The organism is Paracoccus halophilus, from assembly GCF_000763905.1.
Lineage (GTDB): Bacteria > Pseudomonadota > Alphaproteobacteria > Rhodobacterales > Rhodobacteraceae > Paracoccus > Paracoccus halophilus.
The window spans coordinates 224,449-243,288 of the sequence record NZ_JRKN01000001.1; the positions used below are offsets into that span (position 1 = coordinate 224,449).

18 protein-coding genes are annotated in these 18,840 nt (G+C 66.4%); 12 read left to right on the top strand and 6 right to left on the bottom strand.

Going from position 1 to position 18,840, the window contains the following annotated elements:
* Positions 1-40 precede the first annotated feature (40 nt).
* The 11 genes from hutI to IT41_RS01150 all read left to right on the top strand — a co-directional run bounded on the left by hutI (position 41) and on the right by IT41_RS01150 (position 11,393).
* Positions 41-1,243: an imidazolonepropionase gene (gene hutI, locus IT41_RS01100; protein ID WP_036738012.1), complete on the top strand. Its 1,203-nt coding sequence runs from the start codon at positions 41-43 to the stop codon at positions 1,241-1,243.
* Positions 1,236-2,777, top strand: a complete 1,542-nt coding sequence (gene hutH / locus IT41_RS01105; RefSeq protein WP_036738014.1) for a histidine ammonia-lyase — start codon at positions 1,236-1,238, stop codon at positions 2,775-2,777. The genes hutI and hutH overlap by 8 nt, the downstream gene beginning before the upstream one ends.
* Positions 2,774-3,565: an N-formylglutamate deformylase gene (hutG, locus tag IT41_RS01110; protein WP_036738016.1), complete on the top strand. Its 792-nt coding sequence runs from the start codon at positions 2,774-2,776 to the stop codon at positions 3,563-3,565. Before hutH ends, hutG begins: the two co-directional genes overlap by 4 nt.
* Positions 3,562-4,710, top strand: coding sequence for a CaiB/BaiF CoA transferase family protein (locus IT41_RS01115; RefSeq protein WP_036738017.1), 1,149 nt, complete (start codon positions 3,562-3,564; stop codon positions 4,708-4,710). Before hutG ends, IT41_RS01115 begins: the two co-directional genes overlap by 4 nt.
* The gene (locus IT41_RS01120; RefSeq protein ID WP_036738019.1) at positions 4,707-5,864 is read left to right on the top strand and encodes an acyl-CoA dehydrogenase family protein; all 1,158 of its coding nucleotides are present in this window, start codon (positions 4,707-4,709) and stop codon (positions 5,862-5,864) included. Before IT41_RS01115 ends, IT41_RS01120 begins: the two co-directional genes overlap by 4 nt.
* Positions 5,865-5,875: 11 nt before the next feature.
* The gene (gene hutU, locus IT41_RS01125; protein WP_036738021.1) at positions 5,876-7,540 is read left to right on the top strand and encodes a urocanate hydratase; all 1,665 of its coding nucleotides are present in this window, start codon (positions 5,876-5,878) and stop codon (positions 7,538-7,540) included.
* 69 nt (positions 7,541-7,609) lie between these two features.
* A complete protein-coding gene (locus IT41_RS01130; RefSeq protein ID WP_036738024.1) occupies positions 7,610-8,428 on the top strand; it encodes a transporter substrate-binding domain-containing protein in 819 nt (272 codons plus the stop codon).
* A 55-nt stretch (positions 8,429-8,483) separates the two neighbouring features.
* Positions 8,484-9,131 carry an amino acid ABC transporter permease gene (locus IT41_RS01135; protein ID WP_036738025.1) on the top strand — a complete coding sequence of 216 codons (648 nt, stop codon included), beginning with the start codon at positions 8,484-8,486 and terminating at the stop codon, positions 9,129-9,131.
* Entirely contained in the window at positions 9,131-9,796 is a 666-nt protein-coding gene (locus IT41_RS01140) for an amino acid ABC transporter permease (protein WP_036738028.1), read from the top strand. Before IT41_RS01135 ends, IT41_RS01140 begins: the two co-directional genes overlap by 1 nt.
* 2 nt (positions 9,797-9,798) lie before the next feature.
* On the top strand, positions 9,799-10,569 hold the full coding sequence (locus IT41_RS01145; protein WP_036738029.1) for an amino acid ABC transporter ATP-binding protein: 771 nt from the start codon (positions 9,799-9,801) through the stop codon (positions 10,567-10,569).
* A gap of 299 nt (positions 10,570-10,868) precedes the next feature.
* Positions 10,869-11,393: an outer membrane protein gene (locus tag IT41_RS01150; RefSeq protein ID WP_175496373.1), complete on the top strand. Its 525-nt coding sequence runs from the start codon at positions 10,869-10,871 to the stop codon at positions 11,391-11,393.
* Between the two features lie 156 nt (positions 11,394-11,549).
* Here the strand turns inward: IT41_RS01150 and IT41_RS01155 are convergent, their stop codons facing one another.
* Positions 11,550-12,212: a peroxiredoxin gene (locus IT41_RS01155; protein ID WP_036738030.1), complete on the bottom strand. Its 663-nt coding sequence runs from the start codon at positions 12,210-12,212 to the stop codon at positions 11,550-11,552.
* 167 nt (positions 12,213-12,379) lie between these two features.
* Here IT41_RS01155 and IT41_RS01160 point away from each other — a divergent pair, with 167 nt between their 5' ends.
* Positions 12,380-13,831, top strand: coding sequence for an aldehyde dehydrogenase family protein (locus IT41_RS01160; RefSeq protein WP_036738032.1), 1,452 nt, complete (start codon positions 12,380-12,382; stop codon positions 13,829-13,831).
* A gap of 153 nt (positions 13,832-13,984) precedes the next feature.
* Here IT41_RS01160 and IT41_RS01165 read toward each other — a convergent pair whose 3' ends face one another.
* From IT41_RS01165 to IT41_RS01185, 5 genes are all read right to left on the bottom strand, one after another.
* On the bottom strand, positions 13,985-15,397 hold the full coding sequence (locus IT41_RS01165) for a calcium-binding protein (protein ID WP_052081219.1): 1,413 nt from the start codon (positions 15,395-15,397) through the stop codon (positions 13,985-13,987).
* A gap of 87 nt (positions 15,398-15,484) precedes the next feature.
* Positions 15,485-16,492, bottom strand: coding sequence for an aldose epimerase family protein (locus tag IT41_RS01170; RefSeq protein ID WP_036738033.1), 1,008 nt, complete (start codon positions 16,490-16,492; stop codon positions 15,485-15,487).
* Positions 16,489-17,340 carry an SMP-30/gluconolactonase/LRE family protein gene (locus tag IT41_RS01175; RefSeq protein WP_036738035.1) on the bottom strand — a complete coding sequence of 284 codons (852 nt, stop codon included), beginning with the start codon at positions 17,338-17,340 and terminating at the stop codon, positions 16,489-16,491. The genes IT41_RS01170 and IT41_RS01175 overlap by 4 nt, the downstream gene beginning before the upstream one ends.
* Positions 17,337-17,939 (bottom strand): 2-dehydro-3-deoxy-6-phosphogalactonate aldolase, encoded by a 603-nt coding sequence (locus IT41_RS01180; RefSeq protein WP_036738037.1) that lies wholly within the window; start codon positions 17,937-17,939, stop codon positions 17,337-17,339. The genes IT41_RS01175 and IT41_RS01180 overlap by 4 nt, the downstream gene beginning before the upstream one ends.
* On the bottom strand, positions 17,936-18,838 hold the full coding sequence (locus IT41_RS01185) for a 2-dehydro-3-deoxygalactonokinase (protein WP_036738040.1): 903 nt from the start codon (positions 18,836-18,838) through the stop codon (positions 17,936-17,938). Before IT41_RS01185 ends, IT41_RS01180 begins: the two co-directional genes overlap by 4 nt.
* Between the last annotated feature and the right edge of the window lie 2 nt (positions 18,839-18,840).

Sequence of the window (18,840 nt, forward strand, 5' to 3'; positions counted from 1 at the left end):
AGACATATATCCGATGATAAATCAATCCGGAGCTTTCGCCATGCAGCTTCTCACCCATGCCACATTGGCCGGAATGGACGCCGAATCAAACGGCTACGGCCTGATCGAAAACGGCGCCTTGGTGATCGAGGGCGAGCGAATCGTCTGGATCGGGGCGGCGGCTGAGCTTCCCACCCGATTTTCCGGTGCCACGCGCCACGATCTGGGCGGGCGGCTGGTGACGCCGGGGCTGATCGACTGCCACACTCATATCGTCTTCGGCGGCGACCGCGCCCGCGAGTTCGAGATGCGGCTGGAGGGCGCCAGCTACGAGGAAATCTCGCGCGCGGGGGGCGGCATCCTGTCCTCGGTGCGGGCCACGCGCGAGGCGGATGAGGCCACGCTGCTGGCGTCCGCGCTGCGCCGCGTCGATCACCTGATCGCCGAGGGCGTGACCACGATCGAGGTGAAATCCGGCTACGGGCTGGATATCGCGACCGAAATGAAAATGTTGCGGGTAGCCCGGCTGATCGGCGAAACCCGTGCCATCCATGTCGAGACAAGCTGGCTGGCCGCCCATGCCCTGCCGCCGGAATACAAGGACGACCGCGCCGGCTATATCCGCGATGTGGTGATTGCCGGGCTGGACGCCGCCCATGCCGAAGGGCTGGTCGATGCGGTGGACGGGTTCTGCGAGGGCATCGCCTTTTCCCGCGACGAGATGGCCTCGATCTTCGATCATGCGGCAAGGCTGGGCATCCCGGTCAAGCTGCATGCCGAACAGCTGTCCGATCTGGGCGGGGCCTTGATGGCGGCGCAGCGGGGCGCGATCTCGGCCGATCATCTGGAATATCTGGGCGCGGACGGGATCGCGGAGATGGCCGAATCGGGCACCGTCGCGGTCCTGCTGCCCGGTGCCTTCTATACGCTGCGCGAGACCAAGCTGCCGCCGATGCAGGGCCTGCGCGAGGCCGGTGTGCCGATTGCGCTGGCCACGGATTGCAATCCGGGCACCTCGCCGCTGACCTCGCTTTTGCTGACCATGAACATGGGCGCGACGCTGTTTCGCATGACGCCGGCCGAATGCCTGACCGGGGTGACCCGTCATGCGGCCAAGGCCCTCGGGCTGACCGATCGCGGCCGGCTTGCCGCCGGCATGCGCGCCGATCTGGCGGTCTGGGATGTCGGCCATCCGGCCGAGCTGACCTATCGCATCGGCTTCAACCCCCTGCACAAGCGTATCTTCGGAGGCGAAATTGACTGAACTGATCCTGACCCCCGGCGAAACCACGCTTGCCCAGCTGGAACAGGTCTGGCGCCAGCAGTCCGCCGTGCGGCTGGACGACAGCGCGCGCGCAGGCATCGCCGCCTCGGCCGCCCGCATCGCCGCCGCCGCCAATGGCGATGTGCCGGTCTACGGCGTCAATACCGGCTTTGGCAAGCTGGCCTCGATCAAGATCGCGGCGGGTGACACGGCCACGCTGCAGCGCAACCTGATCCTGTCGCATTGCTGCGGCGTGGGCGAGTCGGTCGAGCCGGAAACCGTGCGCCTGATCATGGTGCTGAAACTGCTGTCGCTGGGCCGTGGCGCATCCGGCATCCGCCCCGAGGTGGTCGCGCTGATGGAGGATATGCTGGCCCGCGACGTGCTGCCGGTGATCCCTTCGCAGGGCTCGGTCGGGGCGTCGGGCGATCTGGCGCCGCTGGCCCATATGGCCGCCGCCATGCTGGGCGAGGGGCGCGCGACCCATCAGGGCCGCGAGATGCCTTCGGCCGATGCGCTGTCCGCAGCCGGGCTGACGCCGGTGGTTCTGGCCGCGAAAGAGGGGCTGGCGCTGATCAACGGCACCCAGGTCTCGACCGCCTTCGCGCTGGCCGGCCTGTTCGAGGGCTTTGCCGCCGCGCGCGCCGCGCTGGTCGTCTCGGCGCTCTCCACCGACGCGATCATGGGCTCGACCGCGCCCTTCCTGGACGAGATCCACACGCTGCGCGGCCATCGCGGACAGATCCTGGCCGCCCGCACCATCCGCGCCCTGATGGAAGGCTCGGTCATCCGCGAAAGCCATCGCGAGGGCGATACCCGCGTGCAGGATCCCTATTGCATCCGCTGCCAGCCGCAGGTCACGGGCGCCTGCCTCGATCTGCTGTGGCAGGCCGGCCGCACGCTGGAGATCGAGGCCAATGCCGCGACCGACAACCCGCTGGTGCTGACCCGGGCCGATCAGATCGTCTCGGGCGGGAATTTCCACGCCGAGCCGGTGGCCTTTGCCGCCGATCAGATCGCGCTGGCTTTGGCCGAGATCGGCGCGATTTCGCAGCGCCGCATCGCGCTGATGGTCGACCCCACCCTGTCGCATGATCTGCCGCCCTTTCTGACCCCCGACCCGGGGCTGAACAGCGGCCTGATGATCGCCGAGGTCACCAGCGCCGCATTGATGAGCGAAAACAAGCATCTTGCAACGCCTTGCTCGACGGATTCTACCCCCACATCCGCCAATCAGGAGGATCACGTCAGCATGGCCGCCCATGGCGCGCGGCGCCTGCGGCGGATGAATGCGAACCTGTCGCAGATCATCGGGATCGAGGCGCTTTGCGCGGCCGCTGGCGTCGAGTTCCGCGCGCCGCTGGCGACCTCGGAGCCGTTGCAGGCGGTGATCGGCCGGCTGCGCGCGACCGTCCCGGCGCTGGATCAGGACCGCTATCTTGCCCCCGATCTGGCCGAGGCCGCGCGCCTGATCCGTCAGGGCGAACTGGTCGCCGCCGTGCCTGCCGAACTGCTGCATGAGGTCCGCCCATGACCCCGGTCGAAATCCACGAAGGCGACGGCCCGGTCATTCTGGGCCTGCCCCATACCGGCACCTTTCTGCCTGACGATATCCGGGCGCGGCTGAACCCGCGCGGGCAGGTGCTGGCCGATACCGACTGGCATATCCACCGGCTCTATGACGGGCTGCTGCCCGGCGCGACCACCGTGCGCGCGACCTTTCACCGCTATGTCATCGACGCCAATCGCGGGCCGGACGATGCCAGCCTCTATCCCGGGCAGAACACCACCGGGCTGGTGCCGCTGACCGATTTCGACGGCGCCCCGATCTGGACCGAGGAACCCAGCGAGGATCAGATCGCCGCCCGCAAGGCTGCGTTCCACGCCCCCTATCACGCCGCGCTGACAGCCCAGATCGAACGTGTGCGGGCGCTGCATGGCGTGGCGATCCTCTATGACTGCCATTCGATCCGCAGCCATATCCCCTTCCTGTTCGAGGGCAGGCTGCCCGATTTCAACATCGGCACCAACAGCGGCGCCTCCTGCGATCCGCGTCTGGAACAGGCTGTGTTCGATCTGTGTGCCGCCACCGGCCGCAGCCATGTGCTGAACGGCCGGTTCAAGGGCGGCTGGACCACGCGCCATTACGGCCAGCCGGGGCAGGGCGTCCATGCGATCCAGATGGAGCTGGCGCAATCCACCCATCTGGCGACCGAGACCCCGCCCTTTGCCTATGACGAGGCCAAGGCCGATGCGCTGCGCCTCACCCTGCGCGCCATTCTTGAGCGTCTGGCCGCGCTGGCGCCGGAGCTGCGCGCATGAGCCCGCTGCAAACTATCCGTGTGCTGGACCTGTCGCGCGTGCTGGCCGGCCCCTATTGCACGGCGCTGATGGCCGATCTGGGGGCCGAGATCATCAAGCTTGAGCCGCCGCAGGGCGATGATTACCGCCATATCGGTCCGTTTCGCGATGGTGAAAGCGCGCTGTTCACGCTGAACAATCGCGGCAAGAAAAGCCTGTCGCTGGACCTCAAGGATCCGGGCGATCTGGCCTTGGCGCAGGCCATTGCCGCGCGCGTCGATGTGGTGGTCGAGAATTTTCGCCCCGGCGTTGCCGCCCGGCTGGGTCTGGGGGCCGAAACGCTGCGCGCCGCCAATCCGCGGCTGATCTATTGCTCGATCTCGGGCTTCGGGCAGCAGGGGCCGTTTCGAGACCTGCCGGCCTATGATCTGGTCGTGCAGGCCATGTCGGGGCTGATGGCCGCCACCGGCGAAGAGGGCGGCGCGCCCTTGAAGACCGGCGAAAGCGTGGCCGATCTGATCGCCGGGCTGTTTGCCAGCTGGTCGATCATGGCGGCGCTGGTGCAGCGCGACCGCACCGGGCAGGGTGCCACGCTGGATGTCGCCATGTATGACGCGCTGTTTTCCATGCTGACCACCAGCCATGCGCTGCATCTTTATGCAGGGCAATTGCCGCAGCGCGTCGGCAACCGGCACCCCCTGTCCACCCCCTTTGGCTGCTTTGCCACGCGCGACGGGCAGGTGGTGATCGCGGTGCTGTCCGGCCGGCAATTCAGCGCCCTGGCCGATCTGATCGGCGCGCCCGGCGCGGCCAGCGATCCGCGCTTTGCCAGCGACGAAACCCGCACCGCGCATGAACCCGAGGTCAGGGCACTGATCGAGACCTGGTCGCGTTCCCTGACCACCGAACAGGCGGTGGCGGCGCTGTCGGGCGCGGGTCTGCCCGCCGCGCCGATCTGGGATATCGCGCAGGCGGCGGAAAACGATCACGCGGCGGCGCGCGGCCTGGTCAGCCATCTGCCGCATCCGGTGCTGGGCACCGCCCCGACGGTCGGCCAGCCGGTGCGTTTCGACGGGGCAAAACCCATCGCCCCGGCCTCGGCCCCCGCCCTGGGCGGCGATCTTGAGGCCGTCCTGAAAGAACTTGGATTGGAGAGATCCGCATGAATGACGACTGGCATATGCTGGCCGATGAGGAACGGCTGTTCTGCGATCTGCTGACCCGCATCTGCGCGGAAAGGATCGCCCCGAAAGCCGCGGATACCGATGAGAATGCGACCTTTGTGCATGATCAGCTGGCAATTCTGGCCGAGGCCGGGATGCTGGGCGCCAACCTGCCCGAGGAATATGGCGGCAGCGGCATTTCCGCCCCGGCGCTGTTGCGGGCGGTGGCGATCGTGGCGGGGGCCTGCGGCTCGACCGCCTCGGCGCTGACGGCGCATTATCTGGCCACCGACTCGATCCTGATCGGCGGGTCCGAGGCGCAGAAACAGGAATGGCTGCCGCGCGCCGCGATCGGCACGGCCCTAGGGGCATTCGCACTGACCGAACCGACCGCCGGCTCGGACCCCGCCGACATGAAGACCCGCGCCCGCAGGACCGCCGATGGCTGGCACCTGAAGGGCGCGAAATGCTTTATCTCGAACGGGGGCGTTGCGGATTTCCTCGTGGTCTATGCGGTGACCGACCCGGAGCAGGGGCATCGCGGCATCTCGGCCTTTATCCTGCCCAAGGGGACCCCGGGGTTCGATCCCGGCCCGGCCGAGCGCACCATGGGCCTGAAGGGCGGCCATGTCTTTACCCTGAACATCGACTGCCAACTGCCCCCCGATGCCCTGCTGGGCGAGGAAGGGCGCGGTTTCCGCACCGCCATGCAGGTTCTGGACAACGGCCGGATCGAGGTGGCCGCGCAATGTCTGGGGCTGGCCGGCGCCGCGATGCAGGCCGCCATCGCCTATGCCAAGGACCGCGTGATCGGCGGGCAGGCGCTGAGCGAGCGTCAGGGCATCCGCTGGATGATCGCCGATATGGGCCTTGCCTATCGACAGGCGCTGCTGTTGTCGCAGGACGCCGCGCGCCAGCGGCAGGCCGCGCATGACGGCAGCGGCGGGCGCTTTTCGCTGGCCTCCAGCATGGCCAAGCTGGCCGCATCCGAAGCCGCGGGCAGGATCGCCGACACCGCGCTGCAACTGCATGGCGGCTATGGCTATACCCGCGATTTCCCCATCGAACGGATTGCCCGCGACCTGCGCATCATGCGCATCTACGAAGGCTCGTCCGAGATTCAACGCATCATCATTTCCGGCAATATGCTGGCCTGAGGGAGGCATCCATGAACAACCCCCGCCACAACACCCGCGACATCTATCCCGCGACCGGCACCGAGATCACCGCGAAAAGCTGGTTGACCGAGGCCCCCATGCGGATGCTGATGAACAACCTGCATCCCGACGTAGCCGAGAACCCGCATGAGCTGGTCGTCTATGGCGGCATCGGCCGCGCCGCCCGCACCTGGGCCGATTTCGACATCATCGTGGACAGTCTGAAGGCGCTGGACGAGGACCAGACCCTGCTCGTGCAATCGGGCAAGCCGGTCGGCGTATTCCAGACCCACAAGGACGCCCCGCGCGTGCTGATCGCCAATTCCAACCTTGTGCCGCATTGGGCCAACTGGGACCATTTCAACGAACTCGACAAGAAAGGTCTGGCCATGTACGGCCAGATGACCGCCGGGTCGTGGATCTATATCGGGTCGCAGGGCATCGTGCAGGGCACCTATGAAACCTTTGTCGAGGCCGGCCGCCAGCATTACGGCGGCAATCTGAAAGGCCGCTGGATCCTGACCGCCGGGCTTGGCGGTATGGGTGGCGCCCAGCCCTTGGCTGCGGTGATGGCCGGGGCCTGCTGTCTCGCCGTCGAATGCAATGAGGCCAGCGCCGATTTCCGCCTGCGCACCCGCTATGTCGATGAAAAGACGCACAGCCTTGACGAGGCGCTGGAGATGATCGAGCGCTGGACCAAGGCCGGCGAGGCGAAATCCGTGGCCCTGATCGGCAATGCCGCCGAGGTGTTTCCCGAACTGGTCCGCCGCGGCGTGCGGCCCGATATCGTCACCGACCAGACCAGCGCCCATGACCCGGTCCATGGCTATCTGCCCCGGGGCTGGACGGTCGCGGAATGGCGCGCGCGTCAGGAAACCGACCCCAAGGGCGTGGAAAAGGCCGCCCGCGCCAGCATGCGCCAGCAGGTCGAGGCCATGGTCGCATTCCATGAGGCGGGCATTCCGACCGTCGATTACGGCAACAATATCCGCCAGATGGCACTGGAAGAGGGGTTTGAGAACGCCTTTGCCTTTCCCGGTTTCGTGCCCGCCTATATCCGGCCTCTGTTCTGCCGGGGCATCGGGCCGTTCCGCTGGGCGGCGCTGTCGGGCGACCCCGAGGACATCTATGCGACGGATCGCAAGGTCAAGGAACTGGTCGACGACCCGCATCTGCACAACTGGCTGGACATGGCGCGGGACCGGATCAGCTTTCAGGGCCTGCCGGCGCGGATCTGCTGGGTCGGGCTGGGCATTCGCCACAAGCTGGGTCTGGCCTTCAACGAGATGGTGCGCACGGGCGAATTGAAGGCCCCGATCGTGATCGGCCGCGACCACCTTGACAGCGGCTCGGTTGCCAGTCCCAACCGCGAGACCGAGGCGATGCAGGACGGCTCGGACGCGGTGTCGGACTGGCCGCTGCTGAACGCGCTTCTGAACACGGCCTCGGGCGCGACCTGGGTGTCGCTGCATCACGGCGGCGGCGTCGGCATGGGCTTTTCGCAGCATTCCGGCATGGTGATCTGCTGCGACGGCACCGAGGATGCCGACCGGCGCATCGCCCGCGTGCTGTGGAACGACCCCGCAACCGGCGTCATGCGCCATGCCGATGCCGGATATCAGATCGCGCTGGACTGCGCGCGCGAGCACGGGTTGAATCTGCCCGGGATTCTCTGATCCATGGGGCGCGGCGGCGCAACGCATCGTGGCCGCGCCTGTAAAACCGTCCAACAAGGAGCAAGACAGATGACTTTCCAAACCAGCATCAGGGCCGCGCTGTTCGGTCTGGCCGCCCTTGGCCTTGGCAGCGCCGCATCGGCCGACCAGCTTGCCGATATCAAGGCGGCCGGCAAGATCGTGACCGCGACCGACATGCATTACGCCCCCTTCGACATGCTGACCAACGGCACCTATGAGGGCATGACCAAGGACCTTTTCGATGAGGTCAGCAAGGAAATCGGCGTCGAGCCGGTCTATCAGGACATTCCCTGGACCGCCGAACTGCCGGGGCTCGAGGTCGGCAAGTTCGACATCGTCATCGCGCCGGTGACCATCACCCCCGAACGGCTGGAACGCTATACCTTTACCCTGCCGATCGCGGACGCGACCGTGGCGCTGGTCAGGGCCGCCGCCAACGACACCCTGACCAGGCCCGAGGATATCAAGGGCAAGACCGTCGGCGTCCAGCAGGGCACCGCGCAGTTCAAGCAGCTTGAGGCATTCGGCCAGTCGCTGGGCGATGTTACGATCAAGGAATACGGCACCACGGACGAAGCCTATGCCGATCTGGCCGCCGGGCGTCTGGACGCGGTGGCGGGTTCGCTGCCGAACCTGACCTATCTGGTGAAGAACCGCCCCGAGACCTTTGCCCTGTTCGATGAGCCCAAATTCGGCGAGCCGAAATATTTCGCCTGGGTGCTGCGCAAGGAAGAGGCCACCGAAAGCTTTGCCAATGCCATCAGGGACGCCATCATCAAGATGACCGAAGATGGCCGCGTGCAGGCGATCCAGGAAAAATGGCTGGGCACCTATACCGAGCTGCCGCTGGAAGTTCCGGCCGAATAAGCCCTTTGCGGGCGGGGTCGGCCCCGCCCGTCACCTGACCAAGCCCGAGGCCCGCATGTTTTCGATCCCCGTCTTTCTGGACAGCTTTTACCCGCTGTTCCTGGCGGCGCGCTATACGCTGCTGATCTCGGTCCTGGGGATCGCCCTGGGGCTGGTCATCGGCACGCTGATCTGCGCCGCGCGATTGTCGCCCTATGGTCCGCTGCGCCGTTTCGCGGCTGTCTGGGTCAGCTTTCTGCGCGGCGTGCCGCTGCTCGTCCAGCTTCTGGTGTTCTTTTACACGCTGCCGGTGATCGGCATCGACGTGCCCGCCATCGTGGCCGCCGTCGTCACCGTCGGCATCTGCGCCAGCGCCTATATCAGCGAAATCTGGCGCGGCGCCATCGCCGCCCTGCCCAGGGGCCAGACCGAGGCCGCCATCGCCATCGGCATGGGGCCGCGCGATGTCTGGACGCGGGTGATCCTGCCGCAGGCCTTCACCATGTCGCTGCCGGCGCTGATCAATGAGCTGATCCTGCTGGTCAAGGCCAGCTCGCTCGTGTCGGTCGTGGGCATCATGGAGGTCACGCGCGCCAGCCAGGCGCAGGCCGCGACCACCTTTCGCCCGCTCGAGGTCTATATCGCGGCGGCCTGCATCTATCTGCTGATCAACCTGTGCCTTGCGGCACTGGGGCGTTACCTTGAACACAGGACGGCCGTGTGATGGATTTCAGCATCTTCCTGCAATACGGCCCGGCACTGCTGAAAGGCTTTGGCATCACCGTGCTGTGCTGGCTTGCCGGCACCGTCTTCGGCATGACCCTGGGGCTGGTGGTCGCGCTGATCCAGCGCTATGGCCCGCGCTGGCTGGGCTGGATCATCCAGGCCTATATCGAGATCATTCGCGGCACCCCCTTTCTGGTGCAGCTGTTCGTGCTGTATTACGGCGGGCCGCTGGTCGGGCTGCGGCTGGACGCGCTGCCGGCGGGCATCCTGGGACTGACCGTCTATGGCAGCCCCTATTTCGCGGAAATCTTCCGCTCGGGCTTTCGCGCCGTGCCGCATGGCCAGATCGAGGCCGCCCGCGCCATCGGCATGGCCGAGCTGGCCATCGTGCGGCGCATCCTGTTGCCGCTGGGGCTGGTCTCGTCCTTGCCGGCGCTGGTCAATTTCTCGATCATCCTGACCAAGGAAACGGTGATCCTGTCGATCATCACCGTGCCGGAACTGATGTATCAGGTCGGCCGCATGTCGGCCGAGACCTTCCGCTATCTGGAAACCAACCTCGTGCTGGCGCTGTTCTTCTGGCTGCTGGTCGAGGCGATCTCGCGCGTGGGCCGGCGGCTTGAGGCGCGCATCACGAAACATCTGGTCGAAGAAAGGACCTGAACATGCAGGCCGCCTCTGTCGATATCCGCAAGGTCAACAAGTTCTACGGCCCCTTTCACGCGCTGAAGGACATCGATCTGGCGATCCAGCCGGGCAAGGTGACCTGCCTGATCGGGCCGTCCGGTTCTGGCAAGTCCACGCTGCTGCGCTGCATCAATTTCCTCGAGGAATATGACAGCGGCGAAATCCGCATCGACGGCGAGATGATCGGCTATGACGCGCCGGGCCGCAGGATGCCGGGCCGCAAGCTGCGCGGGATGCGCCGCGCCATCGGCATGGTGTTCCAGCAGTTCAACCTGTGGCCGCACATGACCGCGCGCGAAAACGTGGCCGAGGGGCTGATCCGCGTGCGCGGCATGTCCCGGGCCGAGGCCGGCGAACGCGCCGCCGAGGCGCTGGAAAAGGTGGGTCTGGGCGACAAGATGGCCAACCACCCCTCGCGCCTGTCCGGCGGCCAGCAGCAGCGCGTGGCCATCGCCCGCGCCATCGCCATGGAGCCCCGCGTCATGTTGTTCGACGAGCCGACTTCGGCGCTGGACCCGGAACTGGTGGGCGAGGTGCTGAACGTGATGAAGGCGCTGGCCACCGAGGGCATGACCATGGTCGTTGTCACCCATGAGATGGGCTTTGCCGCCCATGTCGCCGATCAGGTCGCCTTCATGGAAAAGGGCGAGCTGGTCGGCGTGGACAGCCCCGCCCGCATCCTGCACGAGCCCGAGGATGCGCGCATTCAGGCCTTCCTGCGCACCTATCACGAGCGGAACAGTTTTTAGGCGGGGGGCGGACCTGCCGGGACGTACTGGCCGATTTGCGCAATCGGCAGGTCTGGGCACGCGAACCCTTCGGCCTGATGCGCGGCGGATGGAGGTTCGGCAATGGCTGCCTTGAGCCAATACTATCAGCTCTCCGGCACAGAATTGCCGCCTGGCGCCACAATGCCCAAACCGTGTTCACATATTTGTCATTAACCGCCGACGCGGAAATTTGATTCATCGGACGATCCCGCACGTATCGCTTGATGAGCCCGCAAACGCGGCGCTTTGCTCGAATGGACGTTCACATGGAGGGAGCAATGAGAAAGCATCTTGCGACGGGCGCGGCGTTTCTGGCGCTATCGGCAACTTCGGTACTCGCCCAAGACTGGTCAGGTTTCTACGCCGGCGTCGGTATCGGCAATCTCGAGGTGGATACCAGCATCGCCGGTGTCAAGGAAAACGACGTAGCTTACGGTATTCACGCCGGATACAGGTATGATGGGGGTCAATGGGTTCTGGGCGGCGAATTCGAGCATGACTGGACGGATATTGATCTTGTCTCCGGCGATGTTTCCGTCGATCGGGTGATGCGCTTCAAGGCGACCGCCGGCTACGATTTGGGCCGGACGTTGTTATATGTCGTCGCCGGCACTGCGGAAGTGGATGTTGATGGTCTCGGTGATGACTGGGGCGGTTTCTATGGTCTTGGCGCCGCCTATGCCGTCAGCCCCCGGGCCATCGTCAGCCTGGAACTGCTCGAGCATGAGTTCAACAATATCGGTGGCTCGGGCACTGATGCCGACGCATGGAGCGCCGGCCTCAGAGCATCCTGGAAATTCTAGCAACCTTATCTGTCAGGCTGGCTGATCGGTCCATTTCTTGCGCCGATTTTACCGTTCGGTCGCCGACGATCCATATCATGGGCCGTCGATCGAATCTGCGCATCAGCCGCGTCGCCCCGGACAGGCCGCGCCCCGCCCGGGCGCGGCCTGTGCCCATCAGCCGTGCTTCGGATCCCGGGCAAAGCGCAGATAGGGCAGCTTCTTGTCCAGCTTGCCGTATTTCGCCTCGGCATCGGCGTCGTTCAGGGCGGTGGCCACGATCACGTCCTGGCCGGGCATCCAGTTCGCAGGCGTCGCCAGCGGCACGCCGTCGGTTTGCTGAACCGCGTCCAGCGCGCGGACGATCTCGGCGAAGTTGCGGCCGACCGACATCGGGTAGGTCATCGTCAGCCGCACCTTCTTGTCCGGCCCGATGATGAAGACCGTGCGCACGGTGGCGGAATGCTGCGGCGTGCGCCCCTCGGTCGGCAGGTAGTAATCGGCGGGCAGCATGTCATAGGCCTTGGCCACCTTCAGCTCGGCATCGTCGATGATGGCGAAATTGGCGGGCACGCCGGCGACCTGCTCGATGTCATGCATCCATTTGCCGTGATCCTCGACCGTATCGACGGAGACGCCCATCACCTTGGTGCCGCGCTTCTCGAATTCCGGGACCAGCTGCGCCACGACGCCGAATTCGGTGGTGCAGACCGGCGTGAAATCGCGCGGATGCGAAAACAGGATCGCATAGCTGTCGCCGATCCAGTCGTGGAAGGAGATCTGGCCTTCGGTCGAGTTGGCGGTGAAATCGGGGGCGGTATCGTTGATACGCAGTGACATGATCCGGTCCTTTCGGTTGCTGTCAGCGCCAAGATAGTCACGTCGCGTCAATTGTCCAACCACCCGCCCCGGCGGGCGATTAATTGTCGATCCGCGGCTTGAAGCCGGCGCGCGCCGCTGCCAACTTGAACTGCAAACGCACGGATGAAAGACAGAGGAGCACCCGGATGAGCGATCTTGCCGACAAGCGCAAATTCTATATCAACGGCCAATGGGTCGACCCGGCCAGGCCCAACGATCTTGAGGTGATCGACCCCTCGACCGAGGAACCCGTCGCCGTGATCTCGCTGGGCGATCAGGCCGATACGGACGCTGCGGTGGCGGCGGCCAAGGCGGCGTTTCCGGCATGGTCCGCGACCGCTCCGGCCGAGCGGCTGGCCTATGTCGAGAAAATCCTCGAGATCTATCGCCGCCGCGCGCCCGACATGGCCAAGGCGATCAGCGACGAGATGGGCGCGCCACAGGACATGGCGCTGCGCGACCAGACCGGCGCGGGCGAGTTTCACATCGCCACCTTCATCGAAAACTTCAAGGGTTTCGAATTCATCCGCCCGCTGGGGCCGCATGCCCCGACCACCATGGTCGCCTGGGAACCGATCGGCGTGGTCGGGCTGATCACGCCCTGGAACTGGCCGATGAACCAGGTCACGCTGAAGGTGATCCCGGCGCTTCTGGCGGGCAATACCGTGGTGCTGAAGCCCAGCGAGATCGCGCCGCTTTCCTCGATCGTCTGGACCGAGATCATGGACGAGGCCGGGCTGCCGCCGGGCGTCTACAACATGGTGAACGGCGATGGCGTGGGCGTCGGCACGCAGCTTTCGGTGCATCCCGATGTCGAGATGATCAGCTTTACCGGCTCGACCCGGGCCGGCATCGCGATCACCAAGGCGGCCGCCGATACGGTGAAAAAGGTCACGCTGGAACTGGGCGGCAAGGGCGCCAACCTGATCTTTGCCGATGCCGACCCGGCGGCGGTCGAACGCGGCGCCCGGCATTGCTTCAACAATTCCGGCCAGTCCTGCAACGCGCCGACCCGGATGCTGGTCGAGCGGTCCTTCTATGACCAGGCGGTCGAGCAGGCCAGGAAGGTGGCCGAGGACACGCCCGTCGCGACCGCGCATCAACCGGGCCGTCATATCGGGCCGGTGGTCAGCAAGCTGCAATGGGACAAGATCCAGGATCTGATCCAGAAGGGCATCGACGAGGGCGCGCGGCTGGTCGCCGGCGGTCCCGGCCTGCCCGAGGGCGTCAATCGCGGCTATTTCGTGCGGCCGACGGTCTTTGCCGATGTGAACAACGACATGACCATCGCGCGGCAGGAAATCTTCGGCCCGGTCCTGTCGATCATCCCCTTCGACAGCGAGGATGAGGCCGTCGAGATCGCCAATGACACGATCTACGGCCTGACCAACTATGTCCAGACCCAGGACGGCCAGCGCCGCAACCGGCTGGCGCGGCGCCTGCGCGCCGGCATGATCGAGACGAATGGCGAGGCCCGTGGCGCGGGCTCGGCCTTTGGCGGGGTCAAGGCCTCGGGCCGGGCGCGCGAGGGCGGCGTCTGGGGGATCGAGGAGTTCATGGACAGCAAGCAGATCAGCGGCTGGGACGTGAACGCCTGACCGGGCGGCCGCGCTGCGCGGCCAGCCGGAACGAAAGACAGCGCCCGGCCGCAAGCGGCCGGGCGAAATCGTTTCAACATGTGGCCGGTGGCGGGGTACCGGCCCGGCGCGTCACGGCCCGCCGGTTCCATTCCTGGCCGGTCGCGTGCCTTATCACACAAAAAGAAAGTCACCCTCGGTCAGGCCGGTCGCGTTCGCGACATAGACCTGAAAGTCATATTCCGCGTCGCCGTCGTTATCCATGCGGACCAGCGAGCTCTGATTCAGCGTGACGACCCAGATGCTGTTGGCTGCGGGGCCGGAATCGCTCCAACCCGGGCCATCGAACAACGGCACCCGCGGCTCGACGTAGAAAAAGAAGAAATCGAACCGATCAATGCCGGGCTCGAAACCGAAAATGGTGTCGCCGCCGGAATCGGCGAGGCTGTTCTCGACGTAGTAATAGGCGATCGTGTCCTCGCCGCCCGGCCCGAGGTCGACGATGTCGTTCCCCGAGGTCGCTTCGATGCTGTCATTGCCCTCGCCGCCGAATATGGTGTCGTCGGCGATATGGCCCGATATCGTGTCGTGGCCGTTGCCGCCGACCAGCGTAGAGCCTTGGGTAACTACCCCGCCGTTGCCAACGGCAAGGGTGCGGATTTTGTCATCTCCGTCGCCGCCATCCAGATAGTCGCCGCCACTGAAATCTCGCAGCTGGTCGTGGCCCTCATTGCCGTAAAGCGAATCGTGGCCCTCGTCGCCGTACAGAGTGTCGTCGCCCGCAAGTCCCCAGAGCCGGTCGTCGCCGGACCCGCCATATATCCCGTCATTGCCGTTCCCGCCGTCGAACCAGTCGTCACCGGAGCCGCCGATCATCAGGTCGTGGCCCTGGCCACCGTAAAAGGCGTCTTTTCCCGCGAACGCGTCGCGAATCTGGTAGCGAGGATTGTCGCCGGGGGTGTAAAGCACGGTGTGGCCGACAAGGGTGTCGTTGCCGGCGCCGCCGTAAAGGCGGTCATTGCCGACATGGCCATAGATCAGGTCCTGGTTCTGGCCGCCCAACAGGGTGTTTTTGCCCGCGCCGCCGAACAACAGGTCATCGCCCAGACCACCGCGCAGCAGATCGTCGCCGGCATTGCCATAAAGCGTGTCATTGCCGCTTTGGCCAAGCACGATGTCCCTGCCGTCATTGCCGAACAGCAGGTCCGCACCATCGCCGCCGGCGACCCGGTCATTGCCGTGATAGCCATGGATCGTGTCGGCGCCGTTACCGCCAAAGGCGGTGTCATTGCCGATCCCCGCCTGCAACCAGTCATTGCCGTCATCGCCGGTCAGGCTGTCATCGCCGTCATCGCCGTAAAGCGTGTCGTCGCCGCTGCCGGCGGTCAGCAGATCGTCGCCGGAGCCGCCGCGCAGCGAATCCTCGCCCTCGCCGGCGTTCAGCCGGTCATCGCCGGAATGGCCGTAAAGACTGTCCGCGCCGCGACCCGAAAAGATCGTGTCGTCGCCGCCAAGACCGCGCAGCAGATCGTCGAACCTGCTGCCGATGATGACATCGCCGTGTTTCGTGCCGTTTCTCGTGACCATTGCGATTCCCGCCCAGCCTGGGTTAACGGCGCGACTATGTTGCATCGGCAGGCGCCGGGCAACCTGATTGCACCTTCGGGCTGACGTTCAACCGGAATGATGGTCGTGAAAGCTCATGACCGTGACCTGACGGTAAACCTGGCCCGGCCCCAGCACCGCCGAGGGATAGCCGGGATGGTTCGGGGCATCGGGCCAGAGCTGCGGCTCCAGCGCGATGCCGGCATGGGCGCCATAGGCGGCGCCGCCGATCCCCGGCGCGCCCGGCCGCAGATGGTTGGCGGGATAGACCTGCAAGCCCGGCTCGGTCGAGCGCAGCGTCATGCTGAGCCGGCCGGCCCGCAGGGTCGCGGCCTCGCGGGGGGTGTGCCGGCGGCGATCGGCAAGGCACAGGTTATGGTCGATCGCGGGGCCGCCAAGGCGCTGATCCAGCCGCACCGGCCGACGAAAATCCAGATGCGTGCCCTGCACCGATGCCGGCGGGCCGCTGGGGATCCGATCGTCATCGACCGGCAGCCAGTGCTCGGCCGGCACGGTCAGCCAATGCCCGCCGACGGTCGCGGCGCCACTGAGGTTGAAATAGCTGTGCTGCGCGAAACTGCACAGGGTCTCGTCATCCGAGGTCGCAAGGATGGTCAGGCGCAGCGCCGGGCCGGGCAGGATCAGATAGGTCGCGCGGATCAGCATATTGCCGGGGAACCCCATATGCCCGTCGGTCAGGTGATCCGCCAGGGCGACCATGCCCGGCTCATGTGCGGCCAGCATCCAGTTTCGCGTGCTGGTGCCGTCGCTGCCGCCATGCAGCAGGTGGCGCCCGTCCTGGTTGCGGTCCAGATGCAACTCGCGCCCGTCCAGCCTGGCGCGGCCCTGGGCGATGCGGTTGGCATAGCGCCCGACGATGGCGCCGAAATAGCGCCCCTCGTCCAGATAGGGCGCAAGCGTGGGAAAGCCCAGCACCAGCGGGTGATCGGTGCCCTCCAGCCGCATATCCTGCACCGAGGCGCCCAGCGTGATGACCGAGACCGTCAGGCCATGGCCCGAGATGGTCGCGCGCCGGACGCAACCGCGACCTGGCAGCGTGCCGAAATCCCGGATCATCGGATCAGGACAGGGGGCTCGGGTCTTCCCCTTGCATTTGCGGGCACGACGAGCCAGGTCCGGCCGTCCTGCGGGCCGTTCAGGTTCTCGGCCGCGCTGGTTACCATCATGCGGTCGAGCGCGGCACCGATGAAGGCGGGGCAGCTGACCTGCGCCGCGGGCAGGTCGATGCGCTGCAGCAGCCGGCCGTCATCGGGCGCATGGCAGGTCACCGTGCCGCTGCCCCAGCGGGCGTTCCAGAACCGGCCCTGATCGTCGGTCACCGCGCCATCGGGATTCTGGTCGCTGCCGGCCAGATCCAGAAAGATGCGCGGCTCGGCCAAAGGCCAGCCCTGATCGTCCAGCGCCTGCGACCAGACCTTCTGTTCGGCGGTATCGGCGAAATAGACCTTGCGGCCATCGGGCGAAAAACAGATCGCGTTGGGGATCGACATATTGGCCCGAAGCTTGCGCAGCTCGCCGCGATAATAGCGATAGATCGCGCCCTTTCCACGGCCTGCGTCATGCGCCATGGTGCCGATCCAGAACCCGCCGAAAGGATCGGCGCGTCCGTCATTCGAGCGATTGCCCGGCTGATCGGCCTCGATCGCGACGACCTGCCCGAGGCTGCCATCGCCCAGATCGAAGCGGGCAAGGCCGGTCTCGGTGGCGATCAGCAGGCGGTCGCGGTCGATCCAGCCCGCGGCCGAGGGTTTTTCACCGAATTGCCAGGACAGTTCGCGGTCGCCGTCGCGCGACAGCAGCCGCCGGCCGTGAATGTCGAACCAGAACGCCTGTTCGCGTTCGGGGTGCCAGAATGCGCCTTCGCCCAGTTCGCAACGGCGCGAATCGAACAGCTCGGCACTCATGTCGCGGCTTTCAGCGCCGCCACCATTTCGCGCGCGCGGGTGCCCACCGCCTCGGCGCTGTCGCCGGGCTTGTAAAGCGCCGAGCCGATGCCGAAACCCTGCGCGCCGGCGCGCAGCCAGTCGGCGAAATTCGCCGGTCCGACGCCGCCCACGGCATAGACCGGCGCCTCGCGCGGCAGCACGGCGCGCAGGGCCTTCAGCGCGACGGTGCCGGCCTGATCGGCGGGAAACAGCTTGAGCCCCGAGGCGCCGGCCGCGAGCGCCGCGAAACATTCGGTGGCGGTAAACACGCCGGGCCAGCTTTCCAGCCCCAGCCTGCGGGTTTCGCGAATGACGGTCGGGTCGGCATTGGGCGAGACGATCAGCCGCCCGCCGGCGTCCTTGACCGCCTGCACCTCCTGCGTGCTGAGCACGGTGCCCGCGCCGATCATGGCCCGCCCGCCCAGGGCCTGCACCATCAGGCGGATGCTTTCCAGCGGCTCGGGCGAATTCAGCGGCACCTCGATCCGGTCGATGCCGGCCTCGACCAGGGCCTCGGCCACGGGCAGGGCTTCGGGCGGGGTCAGGCCACGCAGAATGGCGATGATGGGAGTGGTCATGGTTTCTCCTGCAGGGCGGTTCGGGCTGCGGTCAGGCCGGCCAGCACCAGTTCGCCGCCATCCAGATGGGCGGCATCGGCCCCGGCCGCACGCAGCGGTGTCTCATATAGGCGGGCAAGCGCGGGCGCGCCAATCACGATGGTCGTGCGGTCGTGCCAGAAATCCCGCGCCGCGCCAAGCTCGGCGCCGATCAGCAGGCCGGAAAGCGCACCCGCCGCCTTTTCGGCGCCCAGATCGTGCAGCAGTGCGCCGGCGCGTAGCGCAAAAAGGCCCGCATGAGCGGCGTTCGGATCGGCCATGGCGCGGCTGGCGGCGGCGGCGAAGGCCTCGTCATCCGTCGCGGCGTCGCCGATGGTCAGGCGCAGCACCGATTGCCGCGAGATCAGCGAGAAAAGCTCGCCCGTCATGAAGGTCTGAAAGCGCTCGACCCGGCCGGCCCGGATCGCGACCCATTTGCAATGCGTGCCGGGCAGGCAAAGCGTGCCGTCGAAATCCGGCTGCGCCGCCAGAAAGCCGGCGATCTGGGTTTCCTCGCCCCGCATCACGTCGGCGGGCTCGGCTTGCGACAGGCCGGGCAGGATGCGCGGATCCAGCCGCGCGTCGCGGACCGGCGGGCGGGTGGCGCGATGCGGGTCCAGCGGCGTGCAGGGGGTGGCGCGATATTCGGCCTCGGCCCAGCCGGTGCGGGCGCCGACCATGCCGCAGGCGATGACCGGCATCTGCCCGCGATCGGGCAGCCAGTCGGCGATCAGCTCCAGCAGCGCCGGCTCGAAGCCCTCGGGCGTGAGCCCTCCCATGCCCTTGTCCGAGGCGCGCGCCGCCACAGGTTGCGCGCCGGACATGGCCCAGACGCGCAGCCTCGTGGTGCCCCAGTCTACGGCGATCCAGTCTGGCTGCATGG